General features: G+C 72.8%; 16 protein-coding genes. 11 read left to right on the forward strand and 5 right to left on the reverse strand.

The window, feature by feature from the left end; genetic code table 11:
* Position 1: 1 nt before the first annotated feature.
* The 7 genes from FFT21_RS20350 to FFT21_RS20380 are packed head-to-tail and all read left to right on the forward strand — an operon-like array spanning position 2 to position 7,645.
* Positions 2 to 1,024 carry an NAD-dependent epimerase/dehydratase family protein gene (locus tag FFT21_RS20350; protein ID WP_137815508.1) on the forward strand — a complete coding sequence of 341 codons (1,023 nt, stop codon included), beginning with the start codon at positions 2 to 4 and terminating at the stop codon, positions 1,022 to 1,024.
* Complete coding sequence (locus FFT21_RS20355) at positions 1,024 to 2,334, forward strand: DUF4910 domain-containing protein (RefSeq protein WP_225978597.1); 1,311 nt, start codon at positions 1,024 to 1,026, stop codon at positions 2,332 to 2,334. Before FFT21_RS20350 ends, FFT21_RS20355 begins: the two co-directional genes overlap by 1 nt.
* Positions 2,331 to 3,590: an MATE family efflux transporter gene (locus FFT21_RS20360; protein ID WP_137815509.1), complete on the forward strand. Its 1,260-nt coding sequence runs from the start codon at positions 2,331 to 2,333 to the stop codon at positions 3,588 to 3,590. Before FFT21_RS20355 ends, FFT21_RS20360 begins: the two co-directional genes overlap by 4 nt.
* Complete coding sequence (locus tag FFT21_RS20365; protein WP_137815510.1) at positions 3,587 to 4,537, forward strand: glycosyltransferase family 2 protein; 951 nt, start codon at positions 3,587 to 3,589, stop codon at positions 4,535 to 4,537. Before FFT21_RS20360 ends, FFT21_RS20365 begins: the two co-directional genes overlap by 4 nt.
* Positions 4,534 to 5,772, forward strand: a complete 1,239-nt coding sequence (locus FFT21_RS20370) for a polysaccharide pyruvyl transferase family protein (RefSeq protein ID WP_137815511.1) — start codon at positions 4,534 to 4,536, stop codon at positions 5,770 to 5,772. Before FFT21_RS20365 ends, FFT21_RS20370 begins: the two co-directional genes overlap by 4 nt.
* Complete coding sequence (gene rfbC / locus FFT21_RS20375; RefSeq protein WP_137815512.1) at positions 5,769 to 6,317, forward strand: dTDP-4-dehydrorhamnose 3,5-epimerase; 549 nt, start codon at positions 5,769 to 5,771, stop codon at positions 6,315 to 6,317. Before FFT21_RS20370 ends, rfbC begins: the two co-directional genes overlap by 4 nt.
* Positions 6,318 to 6,322: 5 nt before the next feature.
* Positions 6,323 to 7,645 carry a glutamate-1-semialdehyde 2,1-aminomutase gene (locus FFT21_RS20380; RefSeq protein ID WP_225978588.1) on the forward strand — a complete coding sequence of 441 codons (1,323 nt, stop codon included), beginning with the start codon at positions 6,323 to 6,325 and terminating at the stop codon, positions 7,643 to 7,645.
* Between the two features lie 238 nt (positions 7,646 to 7,883).
* On the opposite strand, the gene FFT21_RS20385 is transcribed toward FFT21_RS20380, so the two are convergent.
* On the reverse strand, positions 7,884 to 8,546 hold the full coding sequence (locus FFT21_RS20385) for a phosphatase PAP2 family protein (protein ID WP_137815513.1): 663 nt from the start codon (positions 8,544 to 8,546) through the stop codon (positions 7,884 to 7,886).
* The gene (locus FFT21_RS20390) at positions 8,530 to 10,230 is read right to left on the reverse strand and encodes a hypothetical protein (protein WP_137815514.1); all 1,701 of its coding nucleotides are present in this window, start codon (positions 10,228 to 10,230) and stop codon (positions 8,530 to 8,532) included. The genes FFT21_RS20385 and FFT21_RS20390 overlap by 17 nt, the downstream gene beginning before the upstream one ends.
* A 422-nt stretch (positions 10,231 to 10,652) precedes the next feature.
* On the opposite strand from FFT21_RS20390, the gene FFT21_RS20395 reads away from it, so the two are divergent.
* The 3 genes from FFT21_RS20395 (at position 10,653) to FFT21_RS20405 (ending at position 12,889) form a co-directional block, all read left to right on the forward strand.
* Complete coding sequence (locus FFT21_RS20395; protein WP_137815515.1) at positions 10,653 to 11,231, forward strand: acyltransferase; 579 nt, start codon at positions 10,653 to 10,655, stop codon at positions 11,229 to 11,231.
* 27 nt (positions 11,232 to 11,258) lie between these two features.
* On the forward strand, positions 11,259 to 12,161 hold the full coding sequence (locus FFT21_RS20400) for an oxygenase MpaB family protein (RefSeq protein WP_137815516.1): 903 nt from the start codon (positions 11,259 to 11,261) through the stop codon (positions 12,159 to 12,161).
* A gap of 203 nt (positions 12,162 to 12,364) precedes the next feature.
* Positions 12,365 to 12,889 (forward strand): hypothetical protein, encoded by a 525-nt coding sequence (locus FFT21_RS20405; RefSeq protein ID WP_137815517.1) that lies wholly within the window; start codon positions 12,365 to 12,367, stop codon positions 12,887 to 12,889.
* Between the two features lie 88 nt (positions 12,890 to 12,977).
* Here the strand turns inward: FFT21_RS20405 and FFT21_RS20410 are convergent, their stop codons facing one another.
* Complete coding sequence (locus FFT21_RS20410; protein ID WP_225978589.1) at positions 12,978 to 13,565, reverse strand: hemerythrin domain-containing protein; 588 nt, start codon at positions 13,563 to 13,565, stop codon at positions 12,978 to 12,980.
* Between the two features lie 101 nt (positions 13,566 to 13,666).
* Positions 13,667 to 14,128 carry a MarR family winged helix-turn-helix transcriptional regulator gene (locus FFT21_RS20415; RefSeq protein WP_137815519.1) on the reverse strand — a complete coding sequence of 154 codons (462 nt, stop codon included), beginning with the start codon at positions 14,126 to 14,128 and terminating at the stop codon, positions 13,667 to 13,669.
* A gap of 358 nt (positions 14,129 to 14,486) precedes the next feature.
* On the opposite strand from FFT21_RS20415, the gene FFT21_RS20420 reads away from it, so the two are divergent.
* On the forward strand, positions 14,487 to 14,822 hold the full coding sequence (locus tag FFT21_RS20420; protein ID WP_137815520.1) for a hypothetical protein: 336 nt from the start codon (positions 14,487 to 14,489) through the stop codon (positions 14,820 to 14,822).
* A gap of 108 nt (positions 14,823 to 14,930) precedes the next feature.
* Here the strand turns inward: FFT21_RS20420 and FFT21_RS20425 are convergent, their stop codons facing one another.
* Positions 14,931 to 16,196: a cytochrome P450 gene (locus FFT21_RS20425; RefSeq protein ID WP_371856844.1), complete on the reverse strand. Its 1,266-nt coding sequence runs from the start codon at positions 16,194 to 16,196 to the stop codon at positions 14,931 to 14,933.
* Positions 16,197 to 16,324: the final 128 nt, after the last annotated feature.

The following is a 16,324-nucleotide window of genomic DNA, read 5'->3' on the forward strand; positions in this document are numbered from 1 at the left end:
AATGCGTGTGCTGCTGACCGGCCACCAGGGATACCTGGGCACGGTGATGGCCCCGGTCCTCGCGGCCGCCGGGCACGAGGTCGTCGGCCTCGACGCGGGCCTGTTCGACGGTTGCGTGTTGGGCCCGGCACCGGACGACCCGCCCGGTCACCGGGTGGACCTGCGTGACGTCACCGCCGCACATCTGTCCGGAGTGGACGCCGTGATCCACCTGGCCGCGCTGTCCAACGACCCGCTGGGGGCGCTGGCCCCCGAACTCACCTACGACATCAACCACCACGCGTCCGTGCGGCTGGCCAAACTGGCCAGGGACGCCGGGGTGCGCCGCTTCCTGTACGCGTCCACCTGCTCCGTGTACGGCGCGTCCGGCGGGGACGACCTGGTCACAGAGGACGCCCCGCTGCGGCCGGTGACGCCGTACGCGGAGTCCAAGGTGCGGGTGGAGGACGATCTGCACGGCCTGGCCGACGCCGACTTCACCCCGGTGTACCTGCGCAACGCCACCGCGTTCGGCTACTCGCCCCGGCTGCGCGCGGACATCGTGCTGAACAACCTGGTGGCGCACGCCCACCTGACCGGGCAGGTGCGGGTGCTCTCCGACGGCACCCCGTGGCGGCCGCTGGTGCACGCCGCGGACATCGCGCGGGCCTTCGCCGCCGCGCTGGCCGCGCCGCGGGACGCGGTGCACGACCGGGCGTTCAACGTTGGCACCGAGCGGAACAACGTGACCGTCGCGGAGATCGCCGGGCAGGTGGTCGAGGCGGTGCCCGGGTCCCGGCTGCTGATCACCGGGGAGACCGGCGCGGACCCGCGCTCCTACCGCGTCGACTTCTCCCGGTTCCGCGCCGCCGTGCCCGGCTTCGACTGCGAGTGGACGGTCAAGCAGGGCGCGCTGGAACTGGCCGACGCCTACCAGCGGCACGGCCTGACCCAGCGGGACTTCGAGCGTCGCTTCACCCGGCTGGCCTGGCTGCGCGAGCGGTCCGAGGCCGGCGCCGTCGACGACACGTTGCGGCGGTGCTGATGGCGATGCTGATGGACGGGCCGGCGGCCTGGCCGGTGGGGGACGCCGGCGCGGAGATGTACGCGCTGGTCGAGCGGCTGTACCCGGTGTGCCGCAGCATCACCGGCGACGGGGTGCGCCGCACCCTCGACATCGTCGGCGAGTACCTGCCGCTTCAGGTGCACGAGGTGCCGACAGGCACCCCGGTGCTGGACTGGACGGTGCCGCCGGAGTGGAACATCCGGGACGCCTACATCGCCGACGCCACCGGCCGCCGGGTCGTCGACTTCGCCGCGTCCACCCTGCACGTGGTCGGCTACAGCGTGCCGGTGTCGGCGACGATGACGCTCGCCGAGTTGCGCCCGCACCTGCACACCCTGCCGGACCACCCGACCTGGATCCCCTACCGCACCAGCTACTACGCGCCCACCTGGGGCTTCTGCCTCGCCCAGGAGACGCTGGACGCCCTGCCGGACGGCGAGTACCGGGTCGAGATCGACTCGACGCTCGCGGACGGCCACCTCACCTACGCCGAGCACGTGGTCCCCGGCCGGGTCACCGACGAGGTGATCGTCTCCTGCCACGTGTGTCACCCCTCGCTGGCCAACGACAACCTGGCCGGCATCGCGGTGGCCGCCTTCCTCGCCAGGGCACTGTCCGAACGCGACCCCTGGTACACGTACCGGTTCCTGTTCGCGCCCGGCACCATCGGCGCGATCACCTGGCTGGCCCGCAACGCCGACCGCATCGACCGAATCAGGCACGGGCTGGTGCTGGCTTGCGCCGGCGACCGCGGGCCGCTGACCTACAAGCGCAGCCGGCGCGGCGACGCGGAGATCGACCGGGTGATGGCGCACGTGCTGGCCGCGTCCGGCCGGCCGCACCGGGTGGTCGACTTCTCCCCGTACGGCTACGACGAGCGGCAGTTCTGCTCGCCCGGCTTCAACCTCGGTGTCGGCTCGCTCACCCGCACCCCGTACGCCGGCTATCCCGAGTACCACACCTCCGCGGACAACCTCGACTTCGTCTCCCCGGACGCGATGGCCGACACGCTCGCGGTGTGCCGCGAGGCGTTCGGACTGCTGGACCGCAACCGCCGCTACGTCAACCTCAGCCCGTACGGCGAACCGCAACTCGGCCGGCGCGGGCTGTACGACTCGCTCGGCGGCCGCAGCGACGCCAAGCAGGCCCAGCTGGCCATGCTGTGGGTGCTCAACCTCGCCGACGGCGAGCACAGCCTGCTGGACATGGCCGAACGGTCCGGGTTGCCGTTCGACGCCGTCGCCGACGCGGCCCGCGCGCTGCACGACGCCGGCCTGGTCAAACCATGACTACCACGCAGAACCGCGGAAACACCGCGCTCCGGGCCATGGCCGGTCGGCTGTCCTGGGGGCTGGCCGACCAGGCGGTGTCCAGCATGACCAACTTCGCGGTCGGCATCTCCGTGGCCCGCTCGCTCGGGGTGACCGCGTTCGGCGTGTTCAGCCTCGCCTGGGTGACCTACGGCGTGGTGCTCAACGTGTCCCGGGGGCTCGCCACCGACCCGCTGATGGTCCGGTTCAGCGGGGTGCCCGCCGCGGCGTGGCGCGGTGCGGTGGCCCGCTCGTCGGGGACCGCGCTCGGCGTGGGCGTGGTCACCGGCGCGGTGAGCGTGCTAGCCGGGCTCGCCATCGGCGGCTCGGTGGGGCCCGCGTTCGTCGGTCTCGGCGTCGTGCTGCCCGCGCTGCTGCTGCAGGACGCCTGGCGGTTCGGTTTCTTCGCCGCCGGCGCCGGCCGCAAGGCGTTCCTCAACGACACCGTGTGGGGCGCCGCGCTCATCCCGGCGATGGTGCTGGCCGCCCGCGACGGCAGCGTGGTCGCCTTCGTGCTGGCCTGGGGCGGCTCCGGTGCGGTGGCCGCCGGCTACGGCTGCGTCCAGGCGGGCATCCCGCCCCGGGTGTCCCGCGCGCTCGGCTGGCTGCGCGAGCAGCGCGACCTCGGGTCCCGCTACCTGGTGGAGAACGTCAGCAACAGCGGCGCCTCGCAGCTACGCGCCTACGGGTTGGGCGCGATCGCCGGGCTCGCCGCCGTGGGCACGGTGCGCGGCGCCGAACTCCTGCTCGGCCCGTTCCTCGCCGTCCTGATGGGACTGTCCCTGGTCACCGTCGCCGAGGCGGCCCGGGTGCTGCGCCGCGCCCCGCACCGGCTGCGGTTCTTCTGCCTGCTGCTCGGCGCCGGCCAGGCCGCCGCCGCGCTGCTGTGGGGCGGCGCGCTGCTGCTGCTGCCGGACCGCGCCGGTGAGTTCGTGCTCGGCGGGGTCTGGCCCACCGCCTCGGCACTGATCGTGCCGGCCACGCTCGGCGTGATGGGCGCCAGCCTGGCCAGCGGCGCGGCGGCCGGGTTGCGCGCGCTCGGCGCGGCCCGCCGCAGCCTGCGCTCCCAACTGCTCGCCTCGACCTGCTACGTCACCGGCGGGCTGGCCGGCGCGGCCGTGGCCGGCGCGGTCGGCTCCGCCTGGGGCGTCGCCACCGCCACCATCACCGGCTCGGCCGTCTGGTGGCTACACCTGCGCGCCGGCCTGCGCGAGAACGAAGTGAGGAGCCCATGACCGCCACACCCCGACTCTCCATCGGCCTGCCCGTGTACAACGGCGAGGAGTACCTGGCCGAGGCGCTGGACGCGCTGCTCGGCCAGACCTACGCCGACTTCGAGCTGATCATCTCGGACAACGCGTCCACCGACGGCACCGCGGACATCTGCCGGGACTACGCGGCCCGCGACCCGCGCATCCGCTACATCCGGCTGGCGCGGAACATCGGTGCCGCGCCGAACCACAACTTCGTGTTCCGCGAGGCCCGCGGGGAGCTGTTCAAGTGGGCCTCGCACGACGACCTGTACGGCCGGGACCTGCTGCGGGCCTGCGTCGAGGCGCTGGACGCGCGGCCGCACATGGTGCTCGCGCACGCCTGGCAGGCCATCATCGACGGCGGCGGCCGGGTGACGGTGCCGTTCGACTACCGGCTGGCCACCGACTCGCCGCGCGCGTCCGAGCGGTTCCGCAGCCTGCTGTTCGAACCCGGCGGCGACGACTTCTACGGGGTGATCCGCGCCGACGTGCTGCGCCGGGTCAAGCCGCACGACAGCTACCACCACGCGGACCGCACGTTCGTCGCGGAGATCGCCCTGCACGGGCCGTTCCACCAGGTGCCCGAGCTGCTGTACTTCCGCCGCGACCACCCCACCCGGGCCGAGCGGGCCAACCCCGGCAAGCGCAGCCGGTGCGCCAACCTGGACCCGCGCCGGGCCGACCCGCTGCGGCACCCGACCGCGCGGCTGCTCGCCGAGTACGTGTGGGGCTACCTGGCGGCGATCCGCCGGGCCCCGCTGCCCCCGGGCGAACGTGCCGCGTGCTACCGCGCGCTGGCCGCGTGGCTGGCCAGCCGGACCCGGCCCGGCGCCGGCGAGCGGGTCGAGGACCGCGCGCCGGTGGATGCCGGCGAGCTGTCCCTGTCCGTCGACGCGATCGTCGCCGGCCGCGAGGGGAGGTCCACATGAGGAGGCTGCGCGTGGGCGTGTTCGGCCTGCTCGGCTCCGGCAACCTCGGCAACGACGGATCGCTCGAGGCGGTGCTCCACCACCTGCGCACCGCCCATCCGGACGCGGTCGTGGACGCGCTGTGCGGCGGCCCGGAGCGGGTCACCGCCCGGTACGGCATCCCCGCCACCCGGCTGCACTGGTATCACGCGGAGTACCGGACCGCCTCCAGCGTCGCCGCGATGGCCGGGAAGCTGCTCGGCAAGCTCGTCGACATCGCCCGCACCGCGGCGTGGGTGCGCCGGCACGAGGTGGTGATCGTGCCGGGGATGGGCGTGCTGGAGGCCACCCTTCCGCTGCGGCCGTGGGGGTTCCCGTACTCGCTGTTCCTGCTGTGCGCGGCCGGCCGGCTGCTCGGCACCCGGGTCGCACTGGTCAGCGTCGGCGCGGACGTGATCAGTCACCGGGCCACCCGGGCACTGGTGCGCGCCGCGGCCCGGCTGGCCGCCTACCGGTCCTACCGGGACACGCTGTCCCGGGACGCGATGCGGGCCATGGGCGTGGACACCGCGCGCGACGAGGTCCACCCCGATCTGGCGTTCGCGCTGCCGACCCCCCGGTCGTACGCCGAGCCGGGCACGGTCGGGGTCGGCGTGATGGCCTTCCGCGGCGGCAACGACGACCGGGCACGGGCCGAGCAGATCTACCGCCGCTACGTCGACGGGATGACCCGCTTCGTCCGCCACCTGGTCGACAGTGGACGGTCGGTGCGGCTGTTCACCGGCGACGAGGTCGACCAGCCGGTGGTCGCCGAGATCATCGCCACGGTCGGCTCGCCGCGGGTGTCCGCCGCCTCGGTGTCCTCTCTGGACGAGCTGATGCGGGAGATGGCGGCGGTCGACACCGTGGTGGCCACGCGCTACCACAACGTGCTGTGCGCGCTGAAGGTCGGCACGCCGACGCTGTCGGTCGGCTACGCCGCCAAGAACGACGTGCTCATGGCCGAGATGGGGCTGGCCGAGTTCCGTCACCCGGCCCGTGCCGTCGACGCCGGCCGGTTGATCGAGCAGTTCACCCGGCTCGAACAGCGGGCGCCGGAGCTGCGGCGGACGCTGGCTGAGCGCAACCTGGCCGTCGCGAAACGGATCGAGCACCAGCTCACCGCCCTGTCCGCCGCGGTCCTCCCGCCGACCCGTTCCGCGGCCGGGTCCGCCCCGGCGGAGTTCCCCACGGCCGCCTCCCAGGAGATCCGATGAAGGCCACCGAGGTGCCGGCGATCGCCGGCGCGTACCTGTTCGAACCGGCGCCGCACGCCGACCACCGCGGCTTCTTCTGCCGCACTTTCGACGCCGACGTGGTCCGCTCGGTGGGCATCGACCCGAACGCCTTCGTCCAGGACAGCGTGTCCCGCTCCGGCAGGGGCGTGCTGCGCGGGCTGCACCTGCGCTCCGGTGCCGGCGAGGCCAAGCTGGTCCGGTGCTCGTCCGGCGCGGTCTTCGACGTCGTCGTCGACCTGCGCCCCGGCTCGCCGACCTATCGCAACACCGCCTTGTTCGAACTGTCCGGAGACACCCAGGTCACCCTGTACATCCCGGCCGGCTGCGCGCACGGGTTCCAGGCGCTGACCGATCCGGCGGACGTCTCCTACCGGATCGACCGCAGGCACGACCCGGCCGAGGACGTGACGATCGCGTTTGACGATCCCGAACTGGCCATTCCGTGGCCGCTTCCGGTCACGTCCATGTCCGACCGGGATCGGCAGGCACCGCCACTCGCCGAGGTCCTGCCGAGGGTGAGGTGAGCACCGTGGACACGAACCGACCGCTGCTCCGGTCACGGCTGGCCAACGAGCGGCTGCACACCATGATTCCGGGGGGCGCGCACACCTACGCCAAGGGGGACGACCAGTACCCCGAGGACCTCGCGCCGGTGATCAGCCACGGCCGTGGCGCGCACGTATGGGACGTCGACGGTAACGAGTACATCGAGTACGGCTCCGGGCTGCGCTCGGTCAGCCTCGGCCACGCGCACCCGCGCGTCCTCGCGGCGGTGCGACGGGAACTCGACCGGGGCAGCAACTTCGTCCGGCCCTCCATCGTGGAAGTCGAGGCGGCCGAACGGTTCCTTACCACCGTGCCGACCGCGGAGATGGTGAAGTTCGCGAAGAACGGCTCCGATGTCACCACGGCCGCCGTGCGGCTGGCCCGCGCGGTCACCGGCCGCCCCATGGTGGCGATCTGCCGCGATCACCCGTTCTTCTCCACCGACGACTGGTTCATCGGCACCACGGCGATGTCAGCCGGCGTTCCCGCGGCGACCACCGAGCTGACCGTCACCTTCCCGTACGGCGACCTGGCCGCTACCGAGGACCTGCTCAACCGGCACGAGGGGCGGATCGCCTGCCTCGTCCTCGAACCCGCCACCCAGCAGGATCCGCCGCCCGGGTACCTCGCCGGGCTGCGCGAACTCGCCGACCGGCACGGCTGCGTGCTCGTCTTCGACGAGATGATCACCGGCTTCCGCTGGTCCGCCGCGGGCGCCCAGGGCCTGTACGGCGTCGTCCCGGACCTGTCCACGTTCGGTAAGGCGCTGGGCAACGGCTTCGCCGTCGCCGCGCTGGCCGGCCGCAGGGAACTGATGGAGCGGGGTGGCCTACGCGACTCCCGGGACCGGGTGTTCCTGCTGTCCACCACGCACGGGGCGGAGACGCACTCGCTGGCCGCCGCCATGGCGGTGCTGGACACCTACGTCGAGGAGGGCATCACCGCGCGGCTGCACGCTCTCGGCGAGCGGCTCGCCGCCGGCGTCCGGGAGGTCGCCTCCGGCATGGGCGTCGGCGACCACGTCGTGGTCCGCGGCCGGGCCAGCAACCTGGTGTTCGCCACCCTGGACGAGAACCGGCAGCCGTCGCAGCGGTACCGCACGCTCTTCCTGCGCCAGCTACTCGCCGGCGGCGTGCTCGCACCGTCCTTTGTGGTCAGTGGCGCGCTCGACGACGCCGACATCGACCGCACCGTCGACATCGTCGCCGAGGCCTGCGCGGTGTATCGCAAGGCGCTCGACTGCGGAGACCCCACTCCCTGGCTGGGCGGTCGACCGGTGAAGCCGGTGTTCCGCCGCTTCGTGTGACGCGCCGGCGACTGTTGGCGGGGGCCTTGGGGCAGAGAGGAGATCGGTGAACGGATGGATGTATTCGCAGCGGACGAGCTGTGCGGGCGGGCCGCCCTCGTCACCGGCGCGAGCGGCGAAATCGGCAGAGCCATCGCGGTGGCTCTTGCGCCCAGCTCACCAGCGTGACCCTGCTACCGACCGAGTTCGTCTCCGGCGCGCCGATCTGGCACCCGACAGCGACTGACTGCGGCCTTGATCAGCGCCCGGAGCGAATACCGGCGACGCGGTCGACCAGCCACGCGGTGGCCGGCACCACCGCCAGCGCGGTGGCGTAGCCGCCGAGTGCGTCGGTGGGGTAGTGGGCGCCGAGGGCGACCTCGGCCCACCCCATCGCCGCCCCCGCCAGTGCGGCCGCGACCAGCGGCAGCAGCGTCGCGGCCCGGCGGCGAAGCCGGAGCATCCCCGTGGCGACCAGCGCCGCGACGAGGGCGAGCGCGGTGGCCAGCGCGGTGTGCCCGCTGGGAAACGACAGGTAGCCACCGTGAATCGTGCGGCCCACCACGTGCTTGAGCAGAGACGTCGACCCGACGGTGAGGCCGGCACCGGCGAGCGTGAGCACCGCGGCGCGCGGCCGCCGGAGCAGCAGGCAGGCGGCTACCGCCGCGGCGACCAGGATGGTCGCGCCGACCGGTTCGCCGCAGAAGTCGATGGCCAGCGCGGCGTAGCGCCACGGCGGCCGCACACCGTCGACGCCGGGCAGGATCCACCCGTCGACCGCCCCCGGGGTGCGATGACCGGCGTAGTGGACGCCGAGGGCGGCGACCACCAGCGCGCCGAGGACCGCCAGCACCCCGAGCGGCAGTCCGAGGCCCGGGGGCAGGGCCGGTCGTTCGCTGTGCCGTTCACTGGGTGCGGGCAAGGAGAATCCAGTCGGTGGTGCGCTCGGTTTCGGTGAAGTGCCGGTCCAGGTAGGGCTGGTAGAGGTCGAGCATCGTCTGAACCGTCTGCTGGCAGCAGCCCCGCCCGGGCACCATGCGCGGGACCATCACCCAGCGCGCGTTGCCGAAGGCCCGGTCGGCGCTGGGATGGCTGGCGCGGTCGAAGTCGATGCCGACGTCCCACCACAGCGGCTCGCCCCGGCTGGGCGGCAGGGACAGCGCGAAGGAGAACGGGTTGGCGAGCGCGACGGTGAACACCGTGTCGCGCGGGGCGACGTGCCGTCGCAGCAATGCCATGCCGTCGTTCATCATGGCCGGAACCTCGTTGGCGGTGCGGTAGGCCGTCTGCCAGGTCGCGTCGGCCGGTACGACGAAGTCGCGCAGCCGGTCGCTGGCCATCCGCTGGCTCGGCGCCGGGGCGGCGACCTCGCCGCGCAGCGCCACCGCCCTGCCGATGGCCACCATGTCCCGCGCGGCGACCAGGCCGGCCGTGCCGACCAGCAGCACGGCGACGCCGGCCAGCAGCGGTTTCGGCGGGCGGAACGGGCGCGCGCCGGCCGGTGCGGCGTCGCCGACGGCGTATCCGGCCAGCAGCAGCGGGATCAGCACCAGCGCCGGCAGGTCGACCTTCTCCTGCGAGTTGGTGACCGAGACCAGCACGCTGGAGCCGAGGACGTAGCCGGCCGCCGCCGCCAGCCGCCAGATCGGTCGGGCTGGCCGGCCATGCCGGCGGGCGGACACCAGCAGCCCGCCGATGACCGCGGCGGCGACCAGCCCCACCGGGAGGTTGACCGCCACGCTGCGCACCAGCACGGACAGCCGCTGCCCGTCGCGCTGCGCCCGGGCGGTGGCCACGAAGTCGGCCAGGTAGTCCGGCGCGCGGGCGCCGAACGCGAGCCACATCGCGATCCCGACGAGCAGGAAGCCGACGACGGCCCACAGCGCGAGCAGCAGCCGGCGGGGAAGGGTGCCCAGCAGCAGGCCGGCGCCGACCGCGCCCACCCCGACCAGCAAGAAACTGATCTTGCAGTAGCACAGCAGGCCCAGCAGCGCCCCGAGGATCAGCCCGTCGCCGGCCAGCGCGCGTGGTGGCATCGGGACCCGCGGCCGTAGCAGCGCGAGCACGAGCAGCGTCGCGTACAGCGCCCAGCCGTACCGGTTGTAGAGCATCGCGTAGGTGGTGTTGCCCGCCGAGTAGCCGAGCGGCCGAACCGCGACCACCACGACGGCGACGAAGACGGTGAACCCCGCGGCGAGCGGAGCGGGCAGACGCCGCCGCGCGACCAGCCAGCCGAGCACCGCGACGATCCCGAGGAAGACCACGCTGCCGTAGCCGACCGCGGCGAGGGACGGTACCCGCTGCATCCGCATGCCGATCGCGGTCAGCCCGTACACCAGCGGCCCGATGGGGCTGGCGAAGTCGGTGCTGGGCGCCTGACCCTGGAGGATCCGGTACGCGCCGTCGAGCAGGATGAAGTTGTCCCAGGGCGCCATCATCGGCGCGGGCGCGGACCAGAGGGTGATGCCGCCGAGGGCGGCCACCGCGCCGAATGCCAGCAGCGCCCAGAACGGGCTCCGACTCATGTCCCGGCCGGCGATCGGCCGGTGGCCGCCGATTCCCGCGCCAGCACGATCGTCGCGTTCGTCGACTGCTGGATTCGCCATTCCCGGTGCGCCCCCTCGGCTGCCCGACATCCTCGGTGCGCCCCGACGTCGGCCGTCATAGATGACTCGCCAGGCCGCGTGGATTCGTTACCACCGGGTCCAGGGCGGGCCGGCGGCGACCGCGGACCGATCCGGGCGCGACGGCTGATGGACCCGGTCGGGGTAACGCGGGCCGGGTCCCCGGCGACCAAGTAAGCAGCCGGTCAGCGGGAACACCTGCGCACCGGGTGTGTTCCGTCCCGGCCACGACCGGACCTTCCCGGTGGCCGACCCGATCGCGGGTCAACTATTGTCCCTGCCGATCTTTCCGGAACGCGCCCTTCCGGAGCGCTTTCCCGAGCGCTTTTCCGGAGGCGTCCGGTGGAGGGACAGCACGCCGTGCAGCAGAAGCGGGTGGGCACGACACGGGCGGAGGCGTTGCGATGACCGTGGAAGCCGTCGATGGGGTGCGGGTACATCCGCTGGGCCTGTGCGAGAGCGACGACGTGGGCGCCGGCACGCGGGTGTCGGCCTTCGCGCACGTGTTGCCCGGTGCTCGCGTCGGTCGGGACTGCACCATCTGCGACTGCGCCTTCGTGGAGACCGGCGCGGTGCTCGGCGACCGGGTCACGGTGAAGAACGGCACCCTGGTGTTCGCCGGCGTGACCTGCGAGGACGACGTCCTGCTCGGACCCAACGTGCTGTTCACCAACGACCTGCGGCCGCGGGCGCACCTGCGCGAGGAGCCGGAGCAGCTCCGGTCCACTGTGGTGGGTCGGGGCGCCAGCCTGGGCGCGGGCACGCTGGTCGTCTGCGGCGTGACCATCGGCCCGCACGCGTTCACCGCGGCCGGCTCGGTGATCACCAAGGACGTGCCCGCGCACGCCTTCGTCGCCGGCGACCCCGCTGGCGTCAAGGGCTGGGTGTGCGCGTGCGGCTGCCGCCTGGACGGGCTGTTGCAGTGCCCGGACTGCGGCACCGTGCACATCCGCGGCGATGCCGGGCTGACCGCGGTGTCCTGAAGAGATGTCCCGACGGGGGGAGTCACGATGACCGGGTACTGGTTGCGCCGTATCCAGCGGCTCGACCCGGTGGCCGACCACCAGGAGATCTACCGGATCTCCGCCGGGTTCGAGTTCCCGTGGGACTACACGCGCGCGCTGGAGTTCGCGCTGTTCCGCACGTACTGCGTGCCCAGCATCTCCGGCCTGCTCGCCGCGACCGGGGAGTTCGAGAAGCGCACCCAGAAGCGTTACGACGACACGTCGTTGCTGATGCAGGAGATCAGCGAGCACGGCTACGACTCACCGCGCGGCCGGGAGGCGATCCGGATGATCAACCGGATGCACGGCCGGTACGCGATCAGCAACGACGACATGCGCTACGTACTGTCCACGTTCGTCTACGACCCGATCGACTGGATCGACCGGTTCGGCTGGCGCCGGCTGCACGAGCACGAGCGCCTGGCCGCGTTCCATCACTTCCGGGCGATCGGCGCGCGGATGGCGATCAAGGACATCCCGGCCGACGACGCGGAGTTCCGCCGGTTCAAAACCGACTACGAGCGAGAACACTTCCGCTACTCCGACACCAACCGGCAGATCGGCGGCTACACCCTCGACCTGTTCTGCTCCTGGTATCCCCGGCCGCTGCGGCCGGCGGTCGCCACCGCGGCCCGCGGCCTGCTCGACCCGGCGATGCTCGCCGCGTTCGGCTTCCCGCCCGCCCCGGCCTGGGTGGGCCCGGTCGCCCGCGCAGGGCTGCGGGCCCGGTCCGCGGTGGTGCGGCTGCTGCCCCGCCGCCGGCGGTCACGGCTCACCCGGGAACCCCGCAACCGCACCTACCGTGGCTACCCGCACGGCTATACGCCGGGCGATCTGGGTGCTCCCGAGCCCCCGGCTGATCTGGACCGGCGCTGGCTGCGCGGCGGCGAGCGGCCGGAGTCACGGTGAGTGGGTGTCAACGCGATCGTGGCGCGCGTTCAGGAACAGGCGCTGACAACGCGGACAGTGACCAGAACCACCGGATAGGGCGATGCGGACTTGCTATGGTGGCTTGAGCCCCGTAAAAGCAGGGCCCGGCGCCTACTCTCCGTAATTAATTCCTCGCGGTTCCTGGCATGGCGCGGCGGCCCCGCGGTAAGTGAGGTTCCCCGGTGCCCGTCGACCTCTCACCGATGATCGCGGCCACGACCCACTGGCTGCTCCGCGCGTACCCGCCCACCGGCGGCGTGTTCGGTGCGACGCTCGCGGAGGCGCAGGCGCGGCAGGCGGCCACCGTCGCGGCGTGGCTGCGCTACCCGACCGCGCTGGACGCCGGCCTGGTCACCATGGTCGGCCCCGGCGGCTCCGCCCGGCTGGACTGGCTGGTCGGCGCGGACACCGCGCCGCCGGCCGAGGACGAGCACGCCTGGCGTAGCTGGGTGGACGAGGTGGTCGCGAGCTGGGCGGCCTGCCTGCTCGGCGACGAGGCGCTGGCCGCCGCCGCGGTCACCGCGGTCAAGGGCTCGGAGCACGCCTCCGGCATCCACTGCGACTTCCGCCGGCTGGTCCGGCCGGACGAGAAGGACCGGAAGGCGGCGGCGCTGCTCCGGCATCCCGACCTCCTCGCCCCGGTGGCGGACCTGCATCGCGGTCCGCTGCGGGAGCGCCTCAACCTCGACTCGGTCGAGGCCGCCTGACGGTTCCGCGAGGCTTCCGAGTCGCCCGGCGGCGGCACGACGGTGCCGGGCAGGTGCGCCGCCCGGCACCATCCCATGCCGTGGGGTCTCAGCGCCCGGAACGCCTCCAGTCGCGGATCGCGTCCTGCACCCGGTCGAACACCGCCAGTGGCGGACCGGCCAGCAGGTTGGCCACCGCCGACTCGCCGGCGGCGGGGTGCGGCCGTGTCGGCGCGGTCGCCTCGGCCGCCCGGACCGCCCCGGCCATCTGCCGCAGCCGGTCGGCGGACAGCTTCTTGCGAAGCTGCGGGAACTCGTCCTTCTCCTCGTGCGTGGCGTGCTCGACCACCGACTCGGCGAACTCCGTCATCTTCCGGTCGAAGTCGGGGTGGTCCACGCCCATGCCGTGCAGCTCGGCCAGCACGTGCTTCGCCTCGTCCTCCTCGTGCAGCCGGCCGGACACCACCTTCTCGCCGTTCGGTATCTCGGTGCGCGCGGTCGGGTGCACCACGATCTCCTCGGCCGTCTCGTGCACCGCCAGCAGCCGCACCAGGTCCTCGAACAGCTCCTGCTTCCTCCGCCCGCGCTCGCCGGAGATCTGGCGGAACAGGGCCTTGATCTGGTTGTGCTGGTCGAGCAGCAGCTCGACCACGTCCTTGTCCTGAGTCTGCGCCCCCGTGCTGCCGGTCTTCGCCACGTGCCTCACCTCCGTCACGGCCTCCGTCGTGCCGCTGTCCTTGGCTTTCCCCCGAATCGCCGAGGTCATGCACGGGGCCGTGGCGGGGGCCACGCACCGCGTCACGCCGGCGGGTCGGGCCGTGCCGACGGCTCGCCACCGGCCTCGGCGAACGCGGTGAGCGCGGCGACCAGGCCCTGCCGGCTCCGGGCGGGCATCCGGGCCACGATCGCGGAGATTTCCCTGCGTCGTTGCTCGGTCACGTCCCGCACCACCCGGCTGCCCTCGCCGGTGAGTCGCACCACGACCTCGCGGCGGGACGCCGGGTTGACGTCCCGGGCCACCATCCCGGCGGCGATCAGTCGGTCGACCATTCGGGTGGCCGTCGACGGGTTCACGCCCAGGTGGTCGGCGAGCGCGGAGAGCTTGAGGGACCCTCGCGTGTCCAGCACCACGAGCAGCCGGAACTGGGGGAGGGTGACGGACTCGTCCACGGCGGCGATCGACCGTGCGGAGATCGCGACGAGCAGGCGCGACGCGGTGAGTACCGCCTCGGTCACCGCGTCCACGTCCTCGGTCGGCATTCCACCGTGGGTGGATGTTCGAGCGGGTGGCACGCCCTTTTCTACCGCTTTCACCGCAGGGGTTCGACCGGGCGGTTGCGCACCGCCTGGCCGTACACCGCCCGCACCCGGCAGGGATGCGTCACCACCGGTACCCGGAGGCGCGCTCGGCGGTGCCGGGCCGGTGCCGCGGAGGGCCGGAGGTCGCGTGGATTCGGGCTACCCGTACTGTTCACGGTCGTGGCGATCTGTTCGGCGCCGTGGCGGTGGACGCATGGGGGGCGGTTGGTGCGGCCCGCCGCGGTAGACGCTGTGGGTGCGACTGAGGGGACGGCGGGGGCAGCCGTGGGTGCGGCTGCGGGTGCAGAGGTGAACGACGATGGCGCGTGATCCGGAAAGATACGAAACTCGGTCGGCTCTCGGCCGGGTCGACCCGTTCTGCTGGGTCGCGGTGGCCTCGATGCTGCTGCTCGCGGTGATCGTCACCGCGGGCGGCGTGCCGATGCTGGGCATTCCCCTCGGGGTGCTCGCGCTGCTGGTCCTGGGCTTCGACTCGTGGGTGAACCGGGACGAGCCGTCGCCGGCCCGTTGGCGGTCGCCGCAAGGCGGCTGGGACGACGACCGCGCTCCGCGCGCCGCTGCCGCCCCGAGGAGGAGCGACCCGCGTCCCCGCGGGCCGGGGCGGGCCAACGCGCGGGCCGGCCACGGGTACTGACCGCCGCTGCCGGCACCGTGGCCGCCGGTCCGTCGCCGGGGCCCGCCGTCACGGGCCACCGGGCGGCCGGTCCCGGTGGTGCCGAATGGGCGGGTGCCGCGGCACCGGCTACGACCCGAGGAGCACCGGCACCGAGTCCACGCCGTAGACGATGGACAGCTTCCGGAACGACAGTTGCTCCGGGGCGACCGCGAGGCGCATGTTCGGAAAGCGCCGCACCAGCGCGGGGTACGCGGTGCGCAGCTCCATCCGGGCCAGTTCGGCGCCGATGCAGCGATGGGCGCCGTAGCCGAAGGCCAGATGCGAGGTGGCGGGGCGGGTCGGGTCGAAGCGTTCCATGTCCGGGCCCAGGGCGTCGTCCCGATCCGCCCCGGACAGCGAGCAGAGCACCACGTCGCCGCTGGACACCCGGGTGCCGGCGATGTCGACGTCGTTCCTGGCGAAGCGCGGGAACGCCACCTGCACCACGGTGAGGTAGCGCAGTAACTCCTCCACGAACGGCTCGATCGCGTCGTCGGAGTCGTGCACCAGCCGGAAGTACGCCGGGTCGCGCAGCAGGATGAGGGTGCCCAGCGCCAGCATGCTCGCGGTGGTTTCCAGCCCTCCGGTCAGCAGCCCGTCGGCCAGCCCGGCGAGTTCCTGGTCGTCGATGTCCTCGCCGTGCTCCCGGACCAGCATGCCGAGCAGCCCGTCGCCGGGCGTCTCGCGCTGCTTCTTGACGATGTCGGTCAGGTAGGACAGCGACTCGCTGATCGCGCCGAGCGAGGCGGTGGCCCCGCCGAAGAGGTCGAAGCGGGTCGTGCTGAGCCGCTGGAAGTCGGCGCGGTCCTCGTACGGAACACCGAGCAGTTCGCAGATCGTCAGCGACGGAATGGGCAGGGCAAAGCTCTGCACCAGGTCGACGGCGGCGTTGGTGTCACCGGCGCGCGCGGCCATCTCGTCGAGTTGCCCGTCGACGATGTCCCGAATTCGCGGCTTGAGCCGGGCCAGCCGGCGGACCGTGAATTCCGGCGTGAGCATCCGGCGCAGCCGGGTGTGCGCAGGCGGGTCGCTGAAACCGAGACCGCCGGGGTTCTGCTGGTCGGCGAACCCGAAATTCATGGTCAGGTTGGTGAAGTCGTTGCTGAAGTCTTTGGTATTACTCAACACCGCCTTGACCTCGTCGTAACCTGTGACCAACCACACGTTCACCCCGAACGGAAGCGGCAACCGGGACACCGGGTGTTCGTTCCGCCTGCGGGCCAGTGCGGGTACCGGGTCGAGGCCGTCACGCCGCAGCGGCAGCAGCGCGGACCTGGGCAGGAAGGGCATCCGCGTGAGGTCGAAGCCTTTTCGTTGTGTCCTCGCGAGATACTTGCGCCCCAGCCAGTTAATGACATGCGACCGTAGCTTGATCACGAATGGATGGTACCGGTGGCTGAGCGGCGGCCGATCGGGAGGGACCGTCCTCGTTACCGGGGTTGGCGCCGATGCCGAATGGAGGCGAATCCGGTTCTCACGTG

It is taken from the genome of Gandjariella thermophila (assembly GCF_005405885.1).
Lineage (GTDB): Bacteria > Actinomycetota > Actinomycetes > Mycobacteriales > Pseudonocardiaceae > Gandjariella > Gandjariella thermophila.

Bases quoted from the DNA above. Each gene is read 5' to 3' on its own strand.
- FFT21_RS20420 (WP_137815520.1), top strand. From the start codon at position 14,487: ATGGCGCGTGATCCGGAAAGATACGAAACTCGGTCGGCTCTCGGCCGG.
- FFT21_RS20365 (WP_137815510.1), top strand. From the start codon at position 3,587: ATGACCGCCACACCCCGACTCTCCATCGGCCTGCCCGTGTACAACGGC.
- FFT21_RS20350 (WP_137815508.1), top strand. From the start codon at position 2: ATGCGTGTGCTGCTGACCGGCCACCAGGGATACCTGGGCACGGTGATG.
- FFT21_RS20400 (WP_137815516.1), top strand. From the start codon at position 11,259: ATGACCGGGTACTGGTTGCGCCGTATCCAGCGGCTCGACCCGGTGGCC.
- rfbC (WP_137815512.1), top strand. From the start codon at position 5,769: ATGAAGGCCACCGAGGTGCCGGCGATCGCCGGCGCGTACCTGTTCGAA.
- FFT21_RS20390 (WP_137815514.1), bottom strand. From the start codon at position 10,230: ATGGCGAATCCAGCAGTCGACGAACGCGACGATCGTGCTGGCGCGGGA.
- FFT21_RS20415 (WP_137815519.1), bottom strand. From the start codon at position 14,128: ATGCCGACCGAGGACGTGGACGCGGTGACCGAGGCGGTACTCACCGCG.
- FFT21_RS20370 (WP_137815511.1), top strand. From the start codon at position 4,534: ATGAGGAGGCTGCGCGTGGGCGTGTTCGGCCTGCTCGGCTCCGGCAAC.
- FFT21_RS20355 (WP_225978597.1), top strand. From the start codon at position 1,024: ATGGCGATGCTGATGGACGGGCCGGCGGCCTGGCCGGTGGGGGACGCC.
- FFT21_RS20360 (WP_137815509.1), top strand. From the start codon at position 2,331: ATGACTACCACGCAGAACCGCGGAAACACCGCGCTCCGGGCCATGGCC.
- FFT21_RS20395 (WP_137815515.1), top strand. From the start codon at position 10,653: ATGACCGTGGAAGCCGTCGATGGGGTGCGGGTACATCCGCTGGGCCTG.